This window comes from Pseudomonas sp. MM213 (assembly GCF_020423045.1).
GTDB lineage: Bacteria > Pseudomonadota > Gammaproteobacteria > Pseudomonadales > Pseudomonadaceae > Aquipseudomonas > Aquipseudomonas migulae.
The window spans coordinates 1916738-1930745 of sequence record NZ_CP081943.1; the positions used below are offsets into that span (position 1 = coordinate 1916738).

The 14008-nt window shown below is 52.1% G+C and carries 14 protein-coding genes; 9 read left to right on the forward strand and 5 right to left on the reverse strand.

The features are described from left to right. The first annotated feature begins 221 nt into the window (after positions 1 to 221). The 3 genes from K5R88_RS08625 to K5R88_RS08635 all read left to right on the forward strand — a co-directional run bounded on the left by K5R88_RS08625 (position 222) and on the right by K5R88_RS08635 (position 2433). Positions 222 to 905 (forward strand): GntR family transcriptional regulator, encoded by a 684-nt coding sequence (locus tag K5R88_RS08625; protein ID WP_226299741.1) that lies wholly within the window; start codon positions 222 to 224, stop codon positions 903 to 905. Positions 906 to 1045: 140 nt separating this feature from the next. Further along, complete coding sequence (locus K5R88_RS08630; protein ID WP_226299742.1) at positions 1046 to 1594, forward strand: YbhB/YbcL family Raf kinase inhibitor-like protein; 549 nt, start codon at positions 1046 to 1048, stop codon at positions 1592 to 1594. Beyond that, entirely contained in the window at positions 1594 to 2433 is an 840-nt protein-coding gene (locus tag K5R88_RS08635; RefSeq protein WP_226299743.1) for a helix-turn-helix transcriptional regulator, read from the forward strand. The genes K5R88_RS08630 and K5R88_RS08635 overlap by 1 nt, the downstream gene beginning before the upstream one ends. Positions 2434 to 2515: 82 nt before the next feature. Here the strand turns inward: K5R88_RS08635 and K5R88_RS08640 are convergent, their stop codons facing one another. Continuing rightward, complete coding sequence (locus K5R88_RS08640; RefSeq protein ID WP_226299744.1) at positions 2516 to 3034, reverse strand: TetR/AcrR family transcriptional regulator; 519 nt, start codon at positions 3032 to 3034, stop codon at positions 2516 to 2518. A 188-nt stretch (positions 3035 to 3222) separates the two neighbouring features. Here K5R88_RS08640 and K5R88_RS08645 point away from each other — a divergent pair, with 188 nt between their 5' ends. The 6 genes from K5R88_RS08645 to K5R88_RS08670 all read left to right on the forward strand — a co-directional run bounded on the left by K5R88_RS08645 (position 3223) and on the right by K5R88_RS08670 (position 9165). Next, positions 3223 to 4134, forward strand: coding sequence for an alpha/beta hydrolase (locus K5R88_RS08645; protein WP_226299745.1), 912 nt, complete (start codon positions 3223 to 3225; stop codon positions 4132 to 4134). A gap of 61 nt (positions 4135 to 4195) precedes the next feature. Then, positions 4196 to 4969 (forward strand): SDR family oxidoreductase, encoded by a 774-nt coding sequence (locus K5R88_RS08650; protein ID WP_226299746.1) that lies wholly within the window; start codon positions 4196 to 4198, stop codon positions 4967 to 4969. A gap of 182 nt (positions 4970 to 5151) precedes the next feature. Beyond that, positions 5152 to 5856: an OmpW/AlkL family protein gene (locus K5R88_RS08655; protein ID WP_226299747.1), complete on the forward strand. Its 705-nt coding sequence runs from the start codon at positions 5152 to 5154 to the stop codon at positions 5854 to 5856. Positions 5857 to 6188: 332 nt separating this feature from the next. Further along, positions 6189 to 7076: a DMT family transporter gene (locus tag K5R88_RS08660; RefSeq protein ID WP_442963905.1), complete on the forward strand. Its 888-nt coding sequence runs from the start codon at positions 6189 to 6191 to the stop codon at positions 7074 to 7076. 234 nt (positions 7077 to 7310) lie between these two features. Then, positions 7311 to 8612 carry a sulfite dehydrogenase gene (gene soxC / locus K5R88_RS08665; RefSeq protein ID WP_226299748.1) on the forward strand — a complete coding sequence of 434 codons (1302 nt, stop codon included), beginning with the start codon at positions 7311 to 7313 and terminating at the stop codon, positions 8610 to 8612. Continuing rightward, positions 8599 to 9165, forward strand: coding sequence for a c-type cytochrome (locus K5R88_RS08670; protein WP_226299749.1), 567 nt, complete (start codon positions 8599 to 8601; stop codon positions 9163 to 9165). The genes soxC and K5R88_RS08670 overlap by 14 nt, the downstream gene beginning before the upstream one ends. Before the next feature lie 93 nt (positions 9166 to 9258). On the opposite strand, the gene K5R88_RS08675 is transcribed toward K5R88_RS08670, so the two are convergent. The 4 genes from K5R88_RS08675 to K5R88_RS08690 form a co-directional block, all read right to left on the reverse strand. Continuing rightward, complete coding sequence (locus K5R88_RS08675) at positions 9259 to 9888, reverse strand: TetR/AcrR family transcriptional regulator (RefSeq protein WP_226299750.1); 630 nt, start codon at positions 9886 to 9888, stop codon at positions 9259 to 9261. Between the two features lie 331 nt (positions 9889 to 10219). Then, on the reverse strand, positions 10220 to 11149 hold the full coding sequence (locus tag K5R88_RS08680; RefSeq protein ID WP_226299751.1) for a LysR family transcriptional regulator: 930 nt from the start codon (positions 11147 to 11149) through the stop codon (positions 10220 to 10222). Positions 11150 to 11235: 86 nt separating this feature from the next. Continuing rightward, on the reverse strand, positions 11236 to 12501 hold the full coding sequence (locus K5R88_RS08685) for a Zn-dependent hydrolase (protein ID WP_226299752.1): 1266 nt from the start codon (positions 12499 to 12501) through the stop codon (positions 11236 to 11238). After that, complete coding sequence (locus tag K5R88_RS08690) at positions 12494 to 13873, reverse strand: dihydroorotase (protein ID WP_226299753.1); 1380 nt, start codon at positions 13871 to 13873, stop codon at positions 12494 to 12496. Before K5R88_RS08690 ends, K5R88_RS08685 begins: the two co-directional genes overlap by 8 nt. Between the last annotated feature and the right edge of the window lie 135 nt (positions 13874 to 14008).

Below are 14008 nucleotides of genomic sequence, written 5' to 3' on the forward strand. Positions count from 1 at the left end.
AAAAGTGGAACGAGCATCAATGGAGGCCGTTGAAAAAAGCGCAGCCTCGATCGAAGTGGGATCTGTGCTCTGTCAGCGCGCTGAGCGCTCCAGTCCGATGAAGGCCCTGTGGGGAGCAGTCTTAGCAATCAGCGACTCTTTTGGTAATTGAGCAAATCCATCTTATGGCATAAAATATATTTTTATCAATAAACAATATTTTAGCTTTGAGAGAGAAGGTAATGGTAGAAAGCGCGGCCAAAAGTCTCACTCAGGCGACATACGAACGCCTACGCAGAGACGTTTTGTCCTGTGTGTTGCCACCTGGAAGTAGAGTCAATGTGAAGGAGCTAGCTGGACAGTACAAAGCCAGCGCAGGCGCAGTACGAGAGGCCCTGTCCAGAATGACCTCCGAAGGGCTTGTCATTGCTGAACCTCAAAAAGGATTTCGAATTTCAGCTGTTTCGCTGGCGGATCTGAACGACATCACGCAGGCCCGAATTGAGATAGAAACGAGCTGCCTTCGCCACTCCCTCGAAAACGGCAATGTCGCTTGGGAGGCAGGGTTGGTTTCGGCCTACCACTGTCTTTCGAGGATTGCGGGGCCTGACACCTGCGACCATGAAGCTGACGCCTGGAATACAGCACATGAGGCGTTTCACGAAGCACTGGTCAGCGCCTGCCCAAACACTTGGCTGTTGCGAATGCGAGCAATGCTATTCGAACAAACGGCGCGCTATCGGGCGATGTCGATAGCAATGACTGCCAAGAATAGGGATATCGGTGATGAACACAGGAGGCTCCTCGATGCAGCCTTAGCAAAAGATGCGACCAAGGCCAGTGAGCTGTTGATTCATCACATTCAGACGACTTCCGCAGCTCTGATAAAGGGTCTGGCGAGTATCCAAGCAATGAAGGAGCAATAGCGCTGAGTTGGCGCATCACCTCTTTAATAATATTGCGGTTCGCCCAAATTGACTGGATCGCAATCAAATTCGAGCGGCGGCAAACGGGCAAGGAGTGGCTGGCGCCGCAGAATATCGACTCCAACCACATCGGAGTCGGTATGAAAAAATCATTTTTAGTCGCCGGCATCATGGCGCTTTCGTTGGCCGCAGGTATTACTCAAGCCCAAGAGTTCAAGGTGCAAAGCAGCAGCCCATTGAACGGACATCTTCAACAGGCCCAGTTCGCCAATGCGTTCGGCTGCAACGGCAAAAATCTTTCCCCTCAAATATCCTGGAGCGGCGCTCCGCAAGGTACGAAAAGCTATGTGGTGACTATGTATGATCCCGACGCACCTACCGGATCAGGCTGGTGGCACTGGGTACTGGCGAACGTACCTGAAAATGTAAATGAGCTAAAGGAAGGCGCGGGCAGCTCTGGAGGCAAACTTCCAGCCGGCACACTTGAGGTCAGGGGCGATAGCGGTATGCCTGGTTACCTTGGAGCCTGTCCGCCTGAAGGGCAGACACATAATTTCCTCATCACCGTTCATGCCTTGAATGTCGATAAGCTCGAATTGCCACCTACTGCCACACCGGCGATGCTGGGCTTTATGGTGCTGGGCAGCTCACTTGGCAAAGCAACACTCACGGTACAAGGCAACCGCTGATGTCGATGACGAACGCTTACGACTCCTACAGTGCTCTGCGCATCATTACTCGACCTGGTGTCGGGACAGCAGGAGTCGTTCTCCAGCAACAAAATCTGGAGTTCAAGCGTTTGTATATCGAAAGCCCTGTGCTGATTTACGTTGAGAAAGGCATGAAAGCTGTACGGTGGCCGGGAGGAGAGTATTTGATCCGCGCAGGCGAGGCGATCATCGTGGCAGGTGGTCAATCGCTCGATATAACCAACAGGTTAGCGGAAGACGGTAGCTACCGAGCTCACTGGCTGGTGTGGGATGAAACGCTGATCGCCTTAAATGCAGAATCCAATCCAGATTTGCCGGTCATTCAACATGCCCTGCCCATGAGAAGCGATATCGCAGATTTTGCAGTATCGCTTCATCGTGCAATTCAGGCGGTGGAAGACAGCACCGTCCCGACCATGATTGCTCGTCATCGCTTGCAGGAGCTTTTGGTGTGGATCGGCATAAACGGAGGACGACTTGAGCAGTCACGAGTGCTGACAATGGCGGTCAAAGTCAGACGCCTCATCGGAAGAGATCTAGCCAACGAATGGAGCGCCGGAACCGTAGCGTCAGCATTTGCGATGAGCGAGGCCACTATGCGCCGTAGATTGGCTGAGGAAGGAACTAACCTAAGCAATCTGCTGATCGATGCTCGCATGTCATTTGCGCTGCAGCTACTCCAATCGACAGCTCAGCCGGTGATGCAGATAGCACTTTCCGTCGGCTATCAAACGCCGTCTCAATTTGCTGTCCGATTTCGAGATAGATTTGGCTTTCCACCGACTGCGATCAGGGGGCATCGACGAGATTTTCTTTGATGGTTGCTGATCATTTCTGACAGTTGACCAAAGCGCATGGTCGATTCCCTTCCCTGTATTGGAAACACTGCTTCGGGCATCGTCAGCGTCTTTGGGTAGTGAGGCCTCTAACAACGATGGTCATCCATTGCGCCAATAACCGCTCCATCAATTCCGGACTGGTCGGAGCTGAATCCGCTCGCCACATTAAACTCAGGACGCCATTAGCTGCTGCCCACATCGAGGTAGTAGCAAGATATGGGTCTACGGTCGGATCAATCGAACCGTCAGAGATTCCGTCGGCAATGGCTGCTTCCATTTTGCTGTTTTGGTGCCTTACCAACTCGCTCACACGCGATAAAGCTTCTGGCTCATTAGGAGGATCCGCTAGCAACCGGAACTCATTTGGGCGTTCAAAAGCGAACCGAAAGTAACCTTTAGCGGCCATTTGAAGTCGCTCTAAAGGCGTCCCAGCTGCCGCATAAGCGGCATCCATGTAGGCCTTGTTTTCCTCAAAGGCCCTTTCAGCAACTGCCATAAGCAACGCTGATCGTCCACCAATTCGGTTGTAGATGGTCTGCACCGCAACGTCTGCTCGTTCAGCGACGGCTTCGAGCGTCAAAGCGACTGCTCCCCCTCCAAAATCAGGGCTTCGGCGTTTTCGATAATTGCTAGCCGCGTGGCTTCAGCCTTGCGTTGGGTGCGTGTGGGAAAGGTGATTTTTGTCATGGCGCGAGTATACATGAAGAAATTTATTGTAAGGCATTCCAATTTTGGAATAGCATCAAAAAAAACAATAAGGACTCCACCATGCCCCAACGTCTAGATGTGTCGTTTCCGTCCAAGGGCGCAAGCTGCGCCGCCTGGCTGTACTTGCCGGAAGAGCCCTGCCCGCACCCGGTGGTCGTGATGGCTCACGGTCTTGGTGGAGTACGAGAAATGCGCTTGGATGCTTTTGCTGAGCGGTTCTGCGAGGCCGGGTATGCCTGCCTGGTATTCGACTACCGAAACTTTGGGGCGAGCGAAGGTGAACCTCGGCAACTCCTGGATATAGCGAGCCAACAGGAGGACTGGCGATCAGCCGTCGCCTATGCCCGCACCCAAAAGGAGTTGGATCCGGCAAAGGTAATTCTGTGGGGATCCTCTTTCAGCGGAGGACATGTGATCCACACTGCCGTTGCTGACGAAAAAATCGCAGCGGTAATCGCCCAGTGTCCTTTCACCGACGGCCTAGCGTCGTTTTTCAAAGTCAACCTGCTGACTTCGCTCAAATTGACCATGCTAGGCGTAGCAGACGTGGCCTGCTCGATACTTGGTATTGCGCCAGTACCGGTAAAAATTGCGGGGCCAAAGGGTTCCGCTGCGCTTATGACTGCTAACGATGCCGAATCTGGATACCTCGGTTTGATACCAGCCAAATACCCTTTCAAAAATTTCGTGGCGGCGCGTTTTGCACTGAATATCGCTCTTTACCGGCCGGGAAAGAAAACAACAAAGCTTTTTTGTCCCATTTTGTTCTGTATCTGCGAGACGGATACCGTTGCCCCTGCTGGCCCGACACTGCACTACGCCAAACGAGCTATGGATGCTGAGATTCACATTTGCCAAGAAGGCCATTTCGATATCTATGTCGGAGAAGCCTTCGAGCGAGTTATCGAGAAGGAGATTGCCTTTCTCAAACGCCGTGTTTCACGCTGCGCGGCACGCTTTCACCCCGAATAACTGAGTTACCAAAGTCAGATTAGATAGCCGGCAATTAGAAACTATACATGAGGACATAATAATGAATAACAAACCTACCGTATTCATCACAGGCGCAGCCAAAGGCATCGGCGCCGAAACTGCACTAATGTTTTCCAAACAGGGATACCGTGTAGCCGCAACCGACGCCAACGAAAAAGATCTGGAAAAGCTAAAGAAAATTTTAGGCAACGAGCATTTTTATCGTCGACTGGACGTAACCAACTCTGAGGACTTTGCTGCGGCGCTGAAAGAGTTTGCTTTAGAACACGGCGAAGTAATTGACATACTGATCAATAATGCGGGGATAGCTTTTATTGATGACTTTGAAAAGATATCACTTGAAAAACATCTTGCATTAACAGACGTGAATATTAAAGGGGTGCAAATCGGAACCTTTCACGCGCTTCAATACTTAAAGAAAAGTTCACAACCGTCAATGATCAGCATGTGCTCTCTTAGCTCGGAGTATGGAGTACCGAGTGAGGCCTCATATTCAGCGAGCAAATTTTGGGTAAAGGGATTTACTGAGGCGATCAACATCGAATGGGATCGCCATGGCATTTACGTATGCGATGTAATGCCCAATTTTGTTGCAACCCCTATGATGCAAGGACTAGACGGAAAAATTGTAAAATCAATTGGCATTAAGCTTAACGCTGATGATGTAAGCGCTACCATCTGGAAAGCAGTACAGAACCGCAAACGCATCCACTGGGAAGTAGACACATGGCGCCCTCGCCTACTCCGCGCCATTAATAAACTGCTACCAAAAAACGTCCGCAGAGCTGCTATGAAACACCTAAGCGGCTACTAATCAACCATAAAACCAAGACGCTTCATCACACTGCAAACTTATGTGCCTCGTAAAAGATTTTCGGCGCGAGCGGCTGCCTGACCGTATTCACAGCATCACTATGTTTCTGCAATAAACGATTGTTAGCCACCCAAAAAATAAATCCAATAAAAGGCTATTCCAAATAGCCTTGGGAGATAACTATGACCAGCAAAAATAAAAATAATATCTTGGTGACCCTGCTCTTTATTGTATTTTTCTGTTCAAGAGCCCACGCGGAGTCCGATCAGCCGATGAATGCTGTGAAACTAGGGTTTGCTGACATTCACTTTCACACCAGCACAAGCGATTTAGAAGGCCCAGCTGGCACGACACCACCAGGAATTACAGCGAACATCAACAACACCCAAACGCTAGCAATAATCTATGAGCGTCAAATTTCCGGGCCTTGGTCTATAGTTTTACAAGGTGGCGCACCTCCAACCTTGAAAGTTGATGCTACTGGCACTGCAAAGTCGCTTGGTAAAATCGCTACTGCGAAAGCTTGGTTCCCAGCTGTCATTCTGAAATACACCTTTCGCGACGTTTTTGGTTTTCGTCCTTACGTTGGAGCTGGAGTAAACTATACGTTCTATACTGACAAGCATATGACTGATGCTTATACAAATGGATTCGGTGGCACATCAAGCTCAGCCAAGCTGGATGATACCTGGGGCGGCGTGATGAAGTTTGGTGCGGAGTTTCCTCTTTCCGACAATTGGGTGTTTGACGTAGGGTACTCTCATTATTGGATAAAAACGAAGGCCACTATTGCCACAGAAACACCGGGCATCGGCAGAATTGAAAGAACTATCCAAGCCAAGGCCAATCCAGATGCATTTGGCTTGTTGATTGGATATAAATTTTAAATATTCAGTCAAGCCCCCCAAAAAATAAACTAGACAAGCAAAATCCAACAGCTCGCCCTTCGCTCCGCTCTGTACCGATCAATCGACATCGCATGCCGATTGATCGGCCTTAGGGAAAAGCCACCATAGCGAAATGCGTCACCGACTCAACCTAGAGCCTCCCGGCGAATTGGTACCCAGACTGAACGCCATATCAGTACATTTCAGTTGCACGCCTACCTACTGGATGGTAACCTTCATTTGCGCCCCTATGATAAGTCGCAAGTAAGACCCGATTTACTCAACGCCGCCGGAAGTAGTTAGCGGAAAAATCCTATTTTTGGAGCCGCTTGATGAGACGAATAATACTTGACTCGTCAACCTTAAAAAACACCAAAGAAGTAGTGATACTCACTACTTTGGCAATGCTGGCATTCGCAGCCAATTCTGTGCTTTGCCGGCTTGCGCTTCGTCATACAGAAATTGATGCTACTTCCTTCACACTCATACGCCTAGTAAGCGGAGCTATCATGCTCTGGGTGCTCCTAGCGATTAAAGGTGCCACTTCCCGCCCCTCAGGAACGTGGTTTGGTGCTTTCACTCTGTTCGCCTACGCGTTTGCTTTTTCATACGCATATTTGAACCTGGAAACTGGAACTGGCGCGTTACTTTTGTTCGGCGCCGTACAACTTACCATGCTTGGTTACGGGTACTGCAAAGGCGAGAGGATGCAAGGAGTCGCAGTTGTAGGGCTACTGCTTGCTATTGGAGGTCTTGTGGCCTTGTTATTACCCGGGACAAGTGCGCCTGCGCTTGGTAGCGCTGGAATTATGCTGTTGTCAGGCATTGCATGGGCCGGATACTCATTAATCGGCAAGCAATCGAACGACCCACTCGCATCGACTACGGGAAATTTCTTGCGAGCCGTCCCTATGATGCTTTTGGCTTCGATCCCCTTCGTTAATGACTTTTCGATCGATTTTTTGGGGGCTCTTTGCGCCATTGCGTCTGGGACAATTGCCTCAGGTGTTGGTTATGCAATCTGGTACGCGGCGATACGTTCGCTTTCATCGTTTCGAGCAGCAACCATCCAATTGAGTGTTCCCGTCTTAGCGTCTCTCGCTGGGGTACTCATCCTGGGTGAGCACCTCACCGTTCGCTTAGCACTGACATCGCTGGCAGTGTTAGGAGGAATTGGCTTGGTGCTTAGCGACAAGCGTTTAGCAAATGGCGCTAATTGATTTCTCGGATCCCAATCGCCACCGGTGGCATTCGCGGGGGCGGACGTAGCTTCCATCTCATCGATTCAGATGGCTATGAGTTGGCCCCTTGGTCAGCAAGCGAATCGAATGCCCTGTCCGTTCGGCACTTTGAAGGTTGATTTTTAGGCTGGCCATTGAAACACTGAGTACCGACCGATCGGTACAGCGTGAGGTGCCGATAGGCCGCCATCCTTGTTGATCAGGAGAACAAAAATGAAGAATGACTCAACAGATGACAAAACTGAGATTGCCACAACCTTGGCTCGCCGAGACTTCCTAAGCAGAACAGGCATGATCGTCGGCACAGCGGTACTCGGTGCAACATTTGCACCTCTTGTAAGAGCTACAGAATCCTCTGTTAGTAGTGCCGTTGGGGGCAAGCAGCTGGAGGTGCCGGCCTGGACAAAAACCCTAGGCGGCCCCACAGCTGTACCCTACGGTAAACCTTCTAAGTTTGAGACTAATGCAGTACGCAATTTGTACCCTGGGCTGAAGGAGCCAATGTCAGCCTATAGCACTTCCCCACTCCAAGAGTTGGATGGAATCATCACACCCAATGGGCTGTTCTATGAACGCAATCACGCAGGGGTTCCAGAGATCGATCCTGCGAATCACCAGCTGGTGATTCATGGGCTGACGAAAGCAGCACTTCTATTTACTGTGGATGAGATAAGGCAATTTCCAGCCGTCTCACGCGTTCACTTCATCGAATGTTCAGGAAATCCCTCCTTTTTACCGCCATGGGGCAAAACTGCAGCTGAAGTAGCGGGCTTGGTAAGTTGCGCCGAATGGACTGGTGTGCCCTTGAAAACGCTATTGGAAGAAGCAGGTCTCAAGCCTGAGGCGAAATGGGTTATCGCTGAGGGGGCAGATGGTGCAGCCATGACTCGAAGCATACCGATAGAGAAATGTCTGGATGACGTAATGGTCGTGTACAGCCAGAATGGTGAAAGGCTACGCCCCGAGCAAGGGTACCCAATACGCCTGCTAGTACCTGGTTATGAGGGCAATACCCACATTAAGTGGTTGCGGCGTTTACATGTGACCGATGCTCCTGCTTATAGCCGTGAAGAAACGGCCAAATACACCGATCTCATGGCCGATGGGCGATCAAGAAAATTCTCATTTGTTATGGAATGCAAGTCGCTCATCACCTCCCCTTCAGGTACGCATAAACTCACACGCAAAGGCCTCCATGAAATGCGTGGCATCGCGTGGAGCGGAAACGGAAAAATTACGCGAGTGGATGTGTCCGTCGACGGCGGGCGTAACTGGTATGAAGCGAAGCTCCAAGAACCTGTACTCAATAAATCTCTAACGGCATTCCGCGCCCCATTCGAATGGTTAGGAACGGAAATGGTCATTATGAGCCGCGCAATTGATGAGACAGGGTACGTTCAACCAAGCCTCGAACAATTGAAGGAAGTGCGCGGAGAGGTCTCTTTTTACCACAACAATGCTACCCAGCCTTGGCGAATCAACTCCAATGGGGAGGTGACAAATGGCCGTGCATAAAATGATACTCATGACGCTGGGGGTATTAAGTATTTGTACTGTTGCGAGCGTAGCGGCTGACCAAAAGCATGGTTTGGGACATGCAGTGACAGAGGAACAAATCGCAAGTTGGAATATTGACGTTGCCCCCGATGGTAAGAACCTGCCCGCCGGTCAAGGTACAGTCATGGACGGAGAGAAGATTTATCAGACATCCTGTCTTGCCTGTCATGGCGCCAACCTCGAAGGCGGCATGGGGCCAGCGCTAATGGGCGGAAAAGGCACCCTAACCTCTCAAAAACCGGTGAAAACAGTCGGCAGTTATTGGCCTTACGCGACCACACTATACGACTACGTCAGGCGCGCTATGCCGTTCCAACAACCTCAATCGCTGAGCAATGATCAGGTGTACTCAGTGGTTGGTTACATTCTTAACAAAAACGAGCTGCTGGAAGTGAACGCTACGGTTAACGCAGACACCCTCACAAGGGTCAAAATGCCAAATCGCGACGCGTTCTACGTCGACGATAGGCCCGATGTCAGAGTGAAACCTTGCTACAAGGACTGTCAATAATCCGGGAGCTGGAACGTCAGCTTCTGAGGCCCAGAAGCTGACACCTTTCAAGAGATCACTCCAGATGCTTGCCCCCTTTTTTAATTCAGAAGCTTAAGCTCTAACCTCAGGCGCAAGGGTGGGGGTTTTCAACCCTGGGAGTAGCATCTGGCAGAAAAAAACTGAGATTGCCTCTGGCGAGCGTCGGCCACCAGGTTTAATCCATAGGTAGCTGTAGTGGTGGATTCCGAGGATCCCTTTGACAGCTAATGAGTCCGCTGTAACGAATACTCCCTCCTCAACACCCGACTTCAGTATTGTCGACCAGATCTGCTCGTACTGGCGGTGAAGGTCAAGCAACTCTATTTTACGTTCGCCAATCACTGAATAGACCTCCCGGAAACAAACAGTCATTTCAGCAAGATGATCGACAATTGCGCGCATGACCACCGACGAGAAATGCCTAAACTTCTCCTCTGCGGGGAGATCGGTTTCGATTAAAGGAACGCCTTTCGCGATCAGCACCCTCAGGTAGCGGCTCGTGATTTCGAACAACAACTCCTCTTTACTACCTATATGGTGGTAAAGCGCCCCTCGACCTAACCCGGTTGCTTTTTCAAGCTCGGCCACTCCGGTCGCATGGTAGCCTCGGGTGGAAAATAGCTCCGCAGCGATACGCAGAATGCGCTCTTTAGTGCCACCTTCGGCAATGGGCAACTGGCCAGCCATTTCAGCCTTTGCCATGCGCTTCCTTCCTTCTGATACAAATTTTTCACTAGATCATGACCTATTCAGCGGGCGATACACTGAAGCCAGTTGTACGGGGATCTAATGCTGATACGACCAGCGTCTCGACCGGTCAGTACACAATTTATATCACAGGTAGCGTGTTTTTGACCCTAGGGAAGGCATTAGCCAGAGGAAGCAGCGTCGGCACCTACACCATTTTTTGAACACGCCGGACTTCCGCAGGAATAGCAAATAGCCTAGTCGCAGGCTTAGAAATAACGCCTGATTGAAAAATCCGCTGTACTCGATCGTGGCGGCTTTAGGAGCTGCTGTCCCGCCCCGCCTGCTATTTCCCGTGACGCCCATTTCCGAAAGCTTCAATTAACGCGTCCTGCATGAGCATTGCGGTGCGCGTGCGGTGCTCTGACTCCCGAGCGACGGCAAACACCGGACGGTCGACTACGAACTCGGGAAGAGGTAAGCGGTATAGCTCTCCATTGGAGACCCAAGGCTGAGCTATGTGATCGGGCACAATCCCGACGAAACCGCCGCTGAGCAGCAGCTGCACAGTTGCTTCGACATGGTGGGCCAGTGGTGAGGAATGCTGCAGGAAGGAAGCCGGGGCTGAATCTTGGATCAGGTAGCCCCGACGCACATATCGCGCTCCCTGCTCGATGATGTACCGCGTCTCATCTTCGTCTTTGCCATAAGCTTGATGACCTCGCCCACAGTACAAAGCAGAGGTCTCGTTGCTGATCACTTGATAGGTGAGCGACGGCAAATCCGACTTACAGATGGTGATGCCCACTCCAGCTTTCTTCTCGGCCACCGCGCGTTCGACCGCGTCCGGCGGGGCAACGCTGATACTCAGGTTCACCAACGGATACATGTTAGAAAAACTTGCAAGGGCGGTGGCGATAGGATTGGCGGGAGTGAATGTGCTGTGGTCAATTAACCACAGACTAAGGTCACCTTTGACCTCGCCTTTGGAGTGGGCAAGCGTGTCGCGAAACTCATCTATGGAATCTAGCAACCGTAGAACAGCTGTGTACGCGACCTGCCCTTCCTGAGTTAACTGAAACCCGCTGCGCCCTCGCTGGCACAGCTGGCTACCGAAGCGCCCTTCCAGATCGGACAGTTGCCGACTGATCGCGGATATGCCCATACCCGTAGCCTCCTCGGCGGCGGACAGCCCGCCACACTCCACAACAGCCTTGAAAAGCCGCCAGTGTTTGAGGTCAATGTCGTGTAGAGGGGGAACCGATGGGCTGTTCACTTCTTGTACTCCAGGATTGGGGAGTAAAGCGCTGGTATCGGCATACCTGCGCACTCGTCCTTGTTATTGGAATCGTGTGAAGCAGATTAATCTGGGGCCAGTTGAGCGTCCAGTCGCATAAGTGTTGCAGCCAGCACCTCTGTCCCGTGCATGAGTTGCTCAGGCTCAAGCCACTCTTCGGGACAATGGCTTCGGCCATTGAGGCATGGAACAAACACCATACCGATTGGCCCGGTAGCGCCCACGTAGACAGCGTCATGCCCCGCGCCGCTGGGCATCGTTATGTTGCTGTAGCCCAGACTTTGGGCGGCTGCGCTCACAGCTTCGATTACCAGCAAGGAGCAATCGGTTGGGTCGGCATACGTCAATGCCACCGATACCGCGCTCAAGCGCAGATCTCTGAGCACCGGCTCGCATTGGCTCAACAGATCCTCTGGAAATTTCAGCAACACATCTTTGGAGTCACTGCGCACTTCAAGCACCATCTCAACCTTCCCCGGCACTGCGTTTGGGACATTTGGGGTCACATCAAGACGGCCGACGGTCGCAACGACATAGTTCGGGTTTCCGGACAGCGCAGCGGCCATATCGCGGGCCTTTACGATCATGTGCGCAGCACCGACCAACGCGTCTCGGCGAAGATCCATGGGTGTCGTACCGGCATGATCTGGTAGGCCACACACCGTGATGCTCACCCGCCGGATGCCGACGATGTTGGTAACTGAGCCGATCTGCACGCCCTGGCTCTCCAACACTGGCCCTTGTTCTATGTGCAACTCGACGAACGCGGCGGTGCTCTCGGGTGTCCTCAACGCCTGGTTCAAACCATTTGGATCGCCGCCGATACGTGTTAAAGCCTGAGCAAGGCTCTCGCCAGCCCGATTCTTGGAAGCGAGCATATCGGTGCTTAATAGCCCAGCAAACGCGCGACTTCCTACACAGGATATGCCGTAGTCGCTGGGCTCCTCTGAGAGAAAATCAATCACCTGGAACGGATGGCGCAGGCACCGTCCTGCGTCCTTAAACGCATGGGCAACCTCTAACGCTGCCAATACGCCGATGATTCCATCGAAGCGCCCTCCGGCCATCACCGTATCGCAATGCGAACCGCTGATTAAAGGCTTGCGGCCAGGCTCGCTGCCTTTCATCTCACCGATTAAATTGCCACCTGCATCCAAGGTAACGCAAAGACCTGCTGACTCGAACTCGCCTTTGAGCCAGCGTCGTGCTTCTTCGAACTGAGGGGAGAAAGCACGGCGCGTCCACGGTACGCCAGGAACAATAAAACTGGAGAGCATTTCAACCCGGCCCCACAGACGGTCGCGGTTCAATTTCACTTGGGAATCACTCATTTCGGTCGGTGCTCTTGTTTTGATTGTGGGGGCGCAGGAAACGACCGTAACCTGGGCTGTTGAGTATTGTTCCTTGGTCAAATACACCTTGGCCGCGACAGAATGTTTTCTTGACTCGCGCGGAAAACTCCATTTCTTCGAACGAGCTCCACTTCACAGCGCTGAGGCTTCCGGAAGGATCGAAGCGGTAGCGTTCTTCAGCGAGAATCACGAAATCCGCGTCTTTACCGATTTCAAATCCGCCCTTGCGATCGTCCAATAAGAAATGTGCAGCAGGGTTATGGCTAAGCAGTTTCGAGACCAGTGTGGGTGAAAGGCTACGGGTGGTCGCCCCTGTCCAAAGCGCTGGCAGCAGCGTTTCCAAACCGGGGCCGCCGGAAGAGTTGCGGAACACATTTGGGTTATTTTTGCGCTCCAGCCCCCAGCTGACATGGTCGGAAGAAACGAATGTGCAATGGCCAGCAGCTATGTGGCCCCACACTTTTTCAGTTTCTGCCTTGGGTCTGATCGGTGGGTAATGCTTGGTCTTGGCTCCGAGCCGTCGTGTGTGCTCTTCATGGTTAAGCATCAGATATTGGATACAGGTTTCAATAGTCGCTGTATGACCGGCCTTGCGGTACATCTCGCAAAGCTCAAAACCGCGCCCGGTGGACACGTGAACTGGATGTGCACGAGCCCCTGTCTGCGCTCCGATCTCATAGATCAGCGCCGTAGCCAGATCTTCGATCAATGGCGGATGAGCCCGAAGAAAGGCATCCCAGCCCGTATCACCTACTTCGATTTGACGTTTGATGTTTTTGCGGGTCAGCTCCTGCATCTGGTTATGCACTCCACACACCAGTCCAGAAGGAGCTATGAGACTGAACAACTCGTTCAGTAAGTCCTCCTCGATGCGAGGGAAACGGCCAGGGGCTGCCTCGAACGTTGAGAACTTGAAGGCACAAGCACCGGCCTCGATTAGTCCGGGAATGGCGCCCACCCCATGCTTCTCATCCACGGTAGCGAAAAGCCCCACATCGATATGGCAGTCCCGCTCGACTTCGGCCGCCTTGCGCAGTAGCTGTGCCGCACAAGCTACAGGCTCAGGATCGTCATATGGCATATCGACCATCACAGTGATGCCCCCGGCTGCTGCCGCACGGCTGGCCCACCCCAAGCCTTCCTGGTTCGCCTGACTACCAGAATGCACCTGACCGTCGATAACACCTGGCAGCACCCAATGCCTGCGTTCGTCGAGCGTGGACTTGGCGGCCGGCGGCTGACCTGCTCCACGAGCGGCAATTTTTCCGTCGCGGATGGCAAGCCATCCATCTTCAACTATCTGTTTGTGATCGACGATTCTGCCACGCACTACGAGATCGAAATCACTCATCGTTCCACCTCCTGAGGTGTTTCTTTTACGAGTGAGTATCGAACTGTGCCTGCGGCATGAACCATGACGCATATGGAAACTTCGGTTGCAGCTTTTTGCATGGTTCGCCGAGGAGCCGCCTTAAATAATCGAGTC

What these genes read in the sequence shown, in the direction of transcription:
- K5R88_RS08625 (WP_226299741.1), top strand. Translation starts at nt 222, where the DNA reads ATGGTAGAAAGCGCGGCCAAAAGTCTCACTCAGGCGACATACGAACGC.
- K5R88_RS08630 (WP_226299742.1), top strand. Translation starts at nt 1,046, where the DNA reads ATGAAAAAATCATTTTTAGTCGCCGGCATCATGGCGCTTTCGTTGGCC.
- K5R88_RS08635 (WP_226299743.1), top strand. Translation starts at nt 1,594, where the DNA reads ATGTCGATGACGAACGCTTACGACTCCTACAGTGCTCTGCGCATCATT.
- K5R88_RS08645 (WP_226299745.1), top strand. Translation starts at nt 3,223, where the DNA reads ATGCCCCAACGTCTAGATGTGTCGTTTCCGTCCAAGGGCGCAAGCTGC.
- K5R88_RS08650 (WP_226299746.1), top strand. Translation starts at nt 4,196, where the DNA reads ATGAATAACAAACCTACCGTATTCATCACAGGCGCAGCCAAAGGCATC.
- K5R88_RS08655 (WP_226299747.1), top strand. Translation starts at nt 5,152, where the DNA reads ATGACCAGCAAAAATAAAAATAATATCTTGGTGACCCTGCTCTTTATT.
- K5R88_RS08660 (WP_442963905.1), top strand. Translation starts at nt 6,189, where the DNA reads ATGAGACGAATAATACTTGACTCGTCAACCTTAAAAAACACCAAAGAA.
- soxC (WP_226299748.1), top strand. Translation starts at nt 7,311, where the DNA reads ATGAAGAATGACTCAACAGATGACAAAACTGAGATTGCCACAACCTTG.
- K5R88_RS08670 (WP_226299749.1), top strand. Translation starts at nt 8,599, where the DNA reads ATGGCCGTGCATAAAATGATACTCATGACGCTGGGGGTATTAAGTATT.
- K5R88_RS08675 (WP_226299750.1), bottom strand. Translation starts at nt 9,888, where the DNA reads ATGGCAAAGGCTGAAATGGCTGGCCAGTTGCCCATTGCCGAAGGTGGC.
- K5R88_RS08685 (WP_226299752.1), bottom strand. Translation starts at nt 12,501, where the DNA reads ATGAGTGATTCCCAAGTGAAATTGAACCGCGACCGTCTGTGGGGCCGG.
- K5R88_RS08690 (WP_226299753.1), bottom strand. Translation starts at nt 13,873, where the DNA reads ATGAGTGATTTCGATCTCGTAGTGCGTGGCAGAATCGTCGATCACAAA.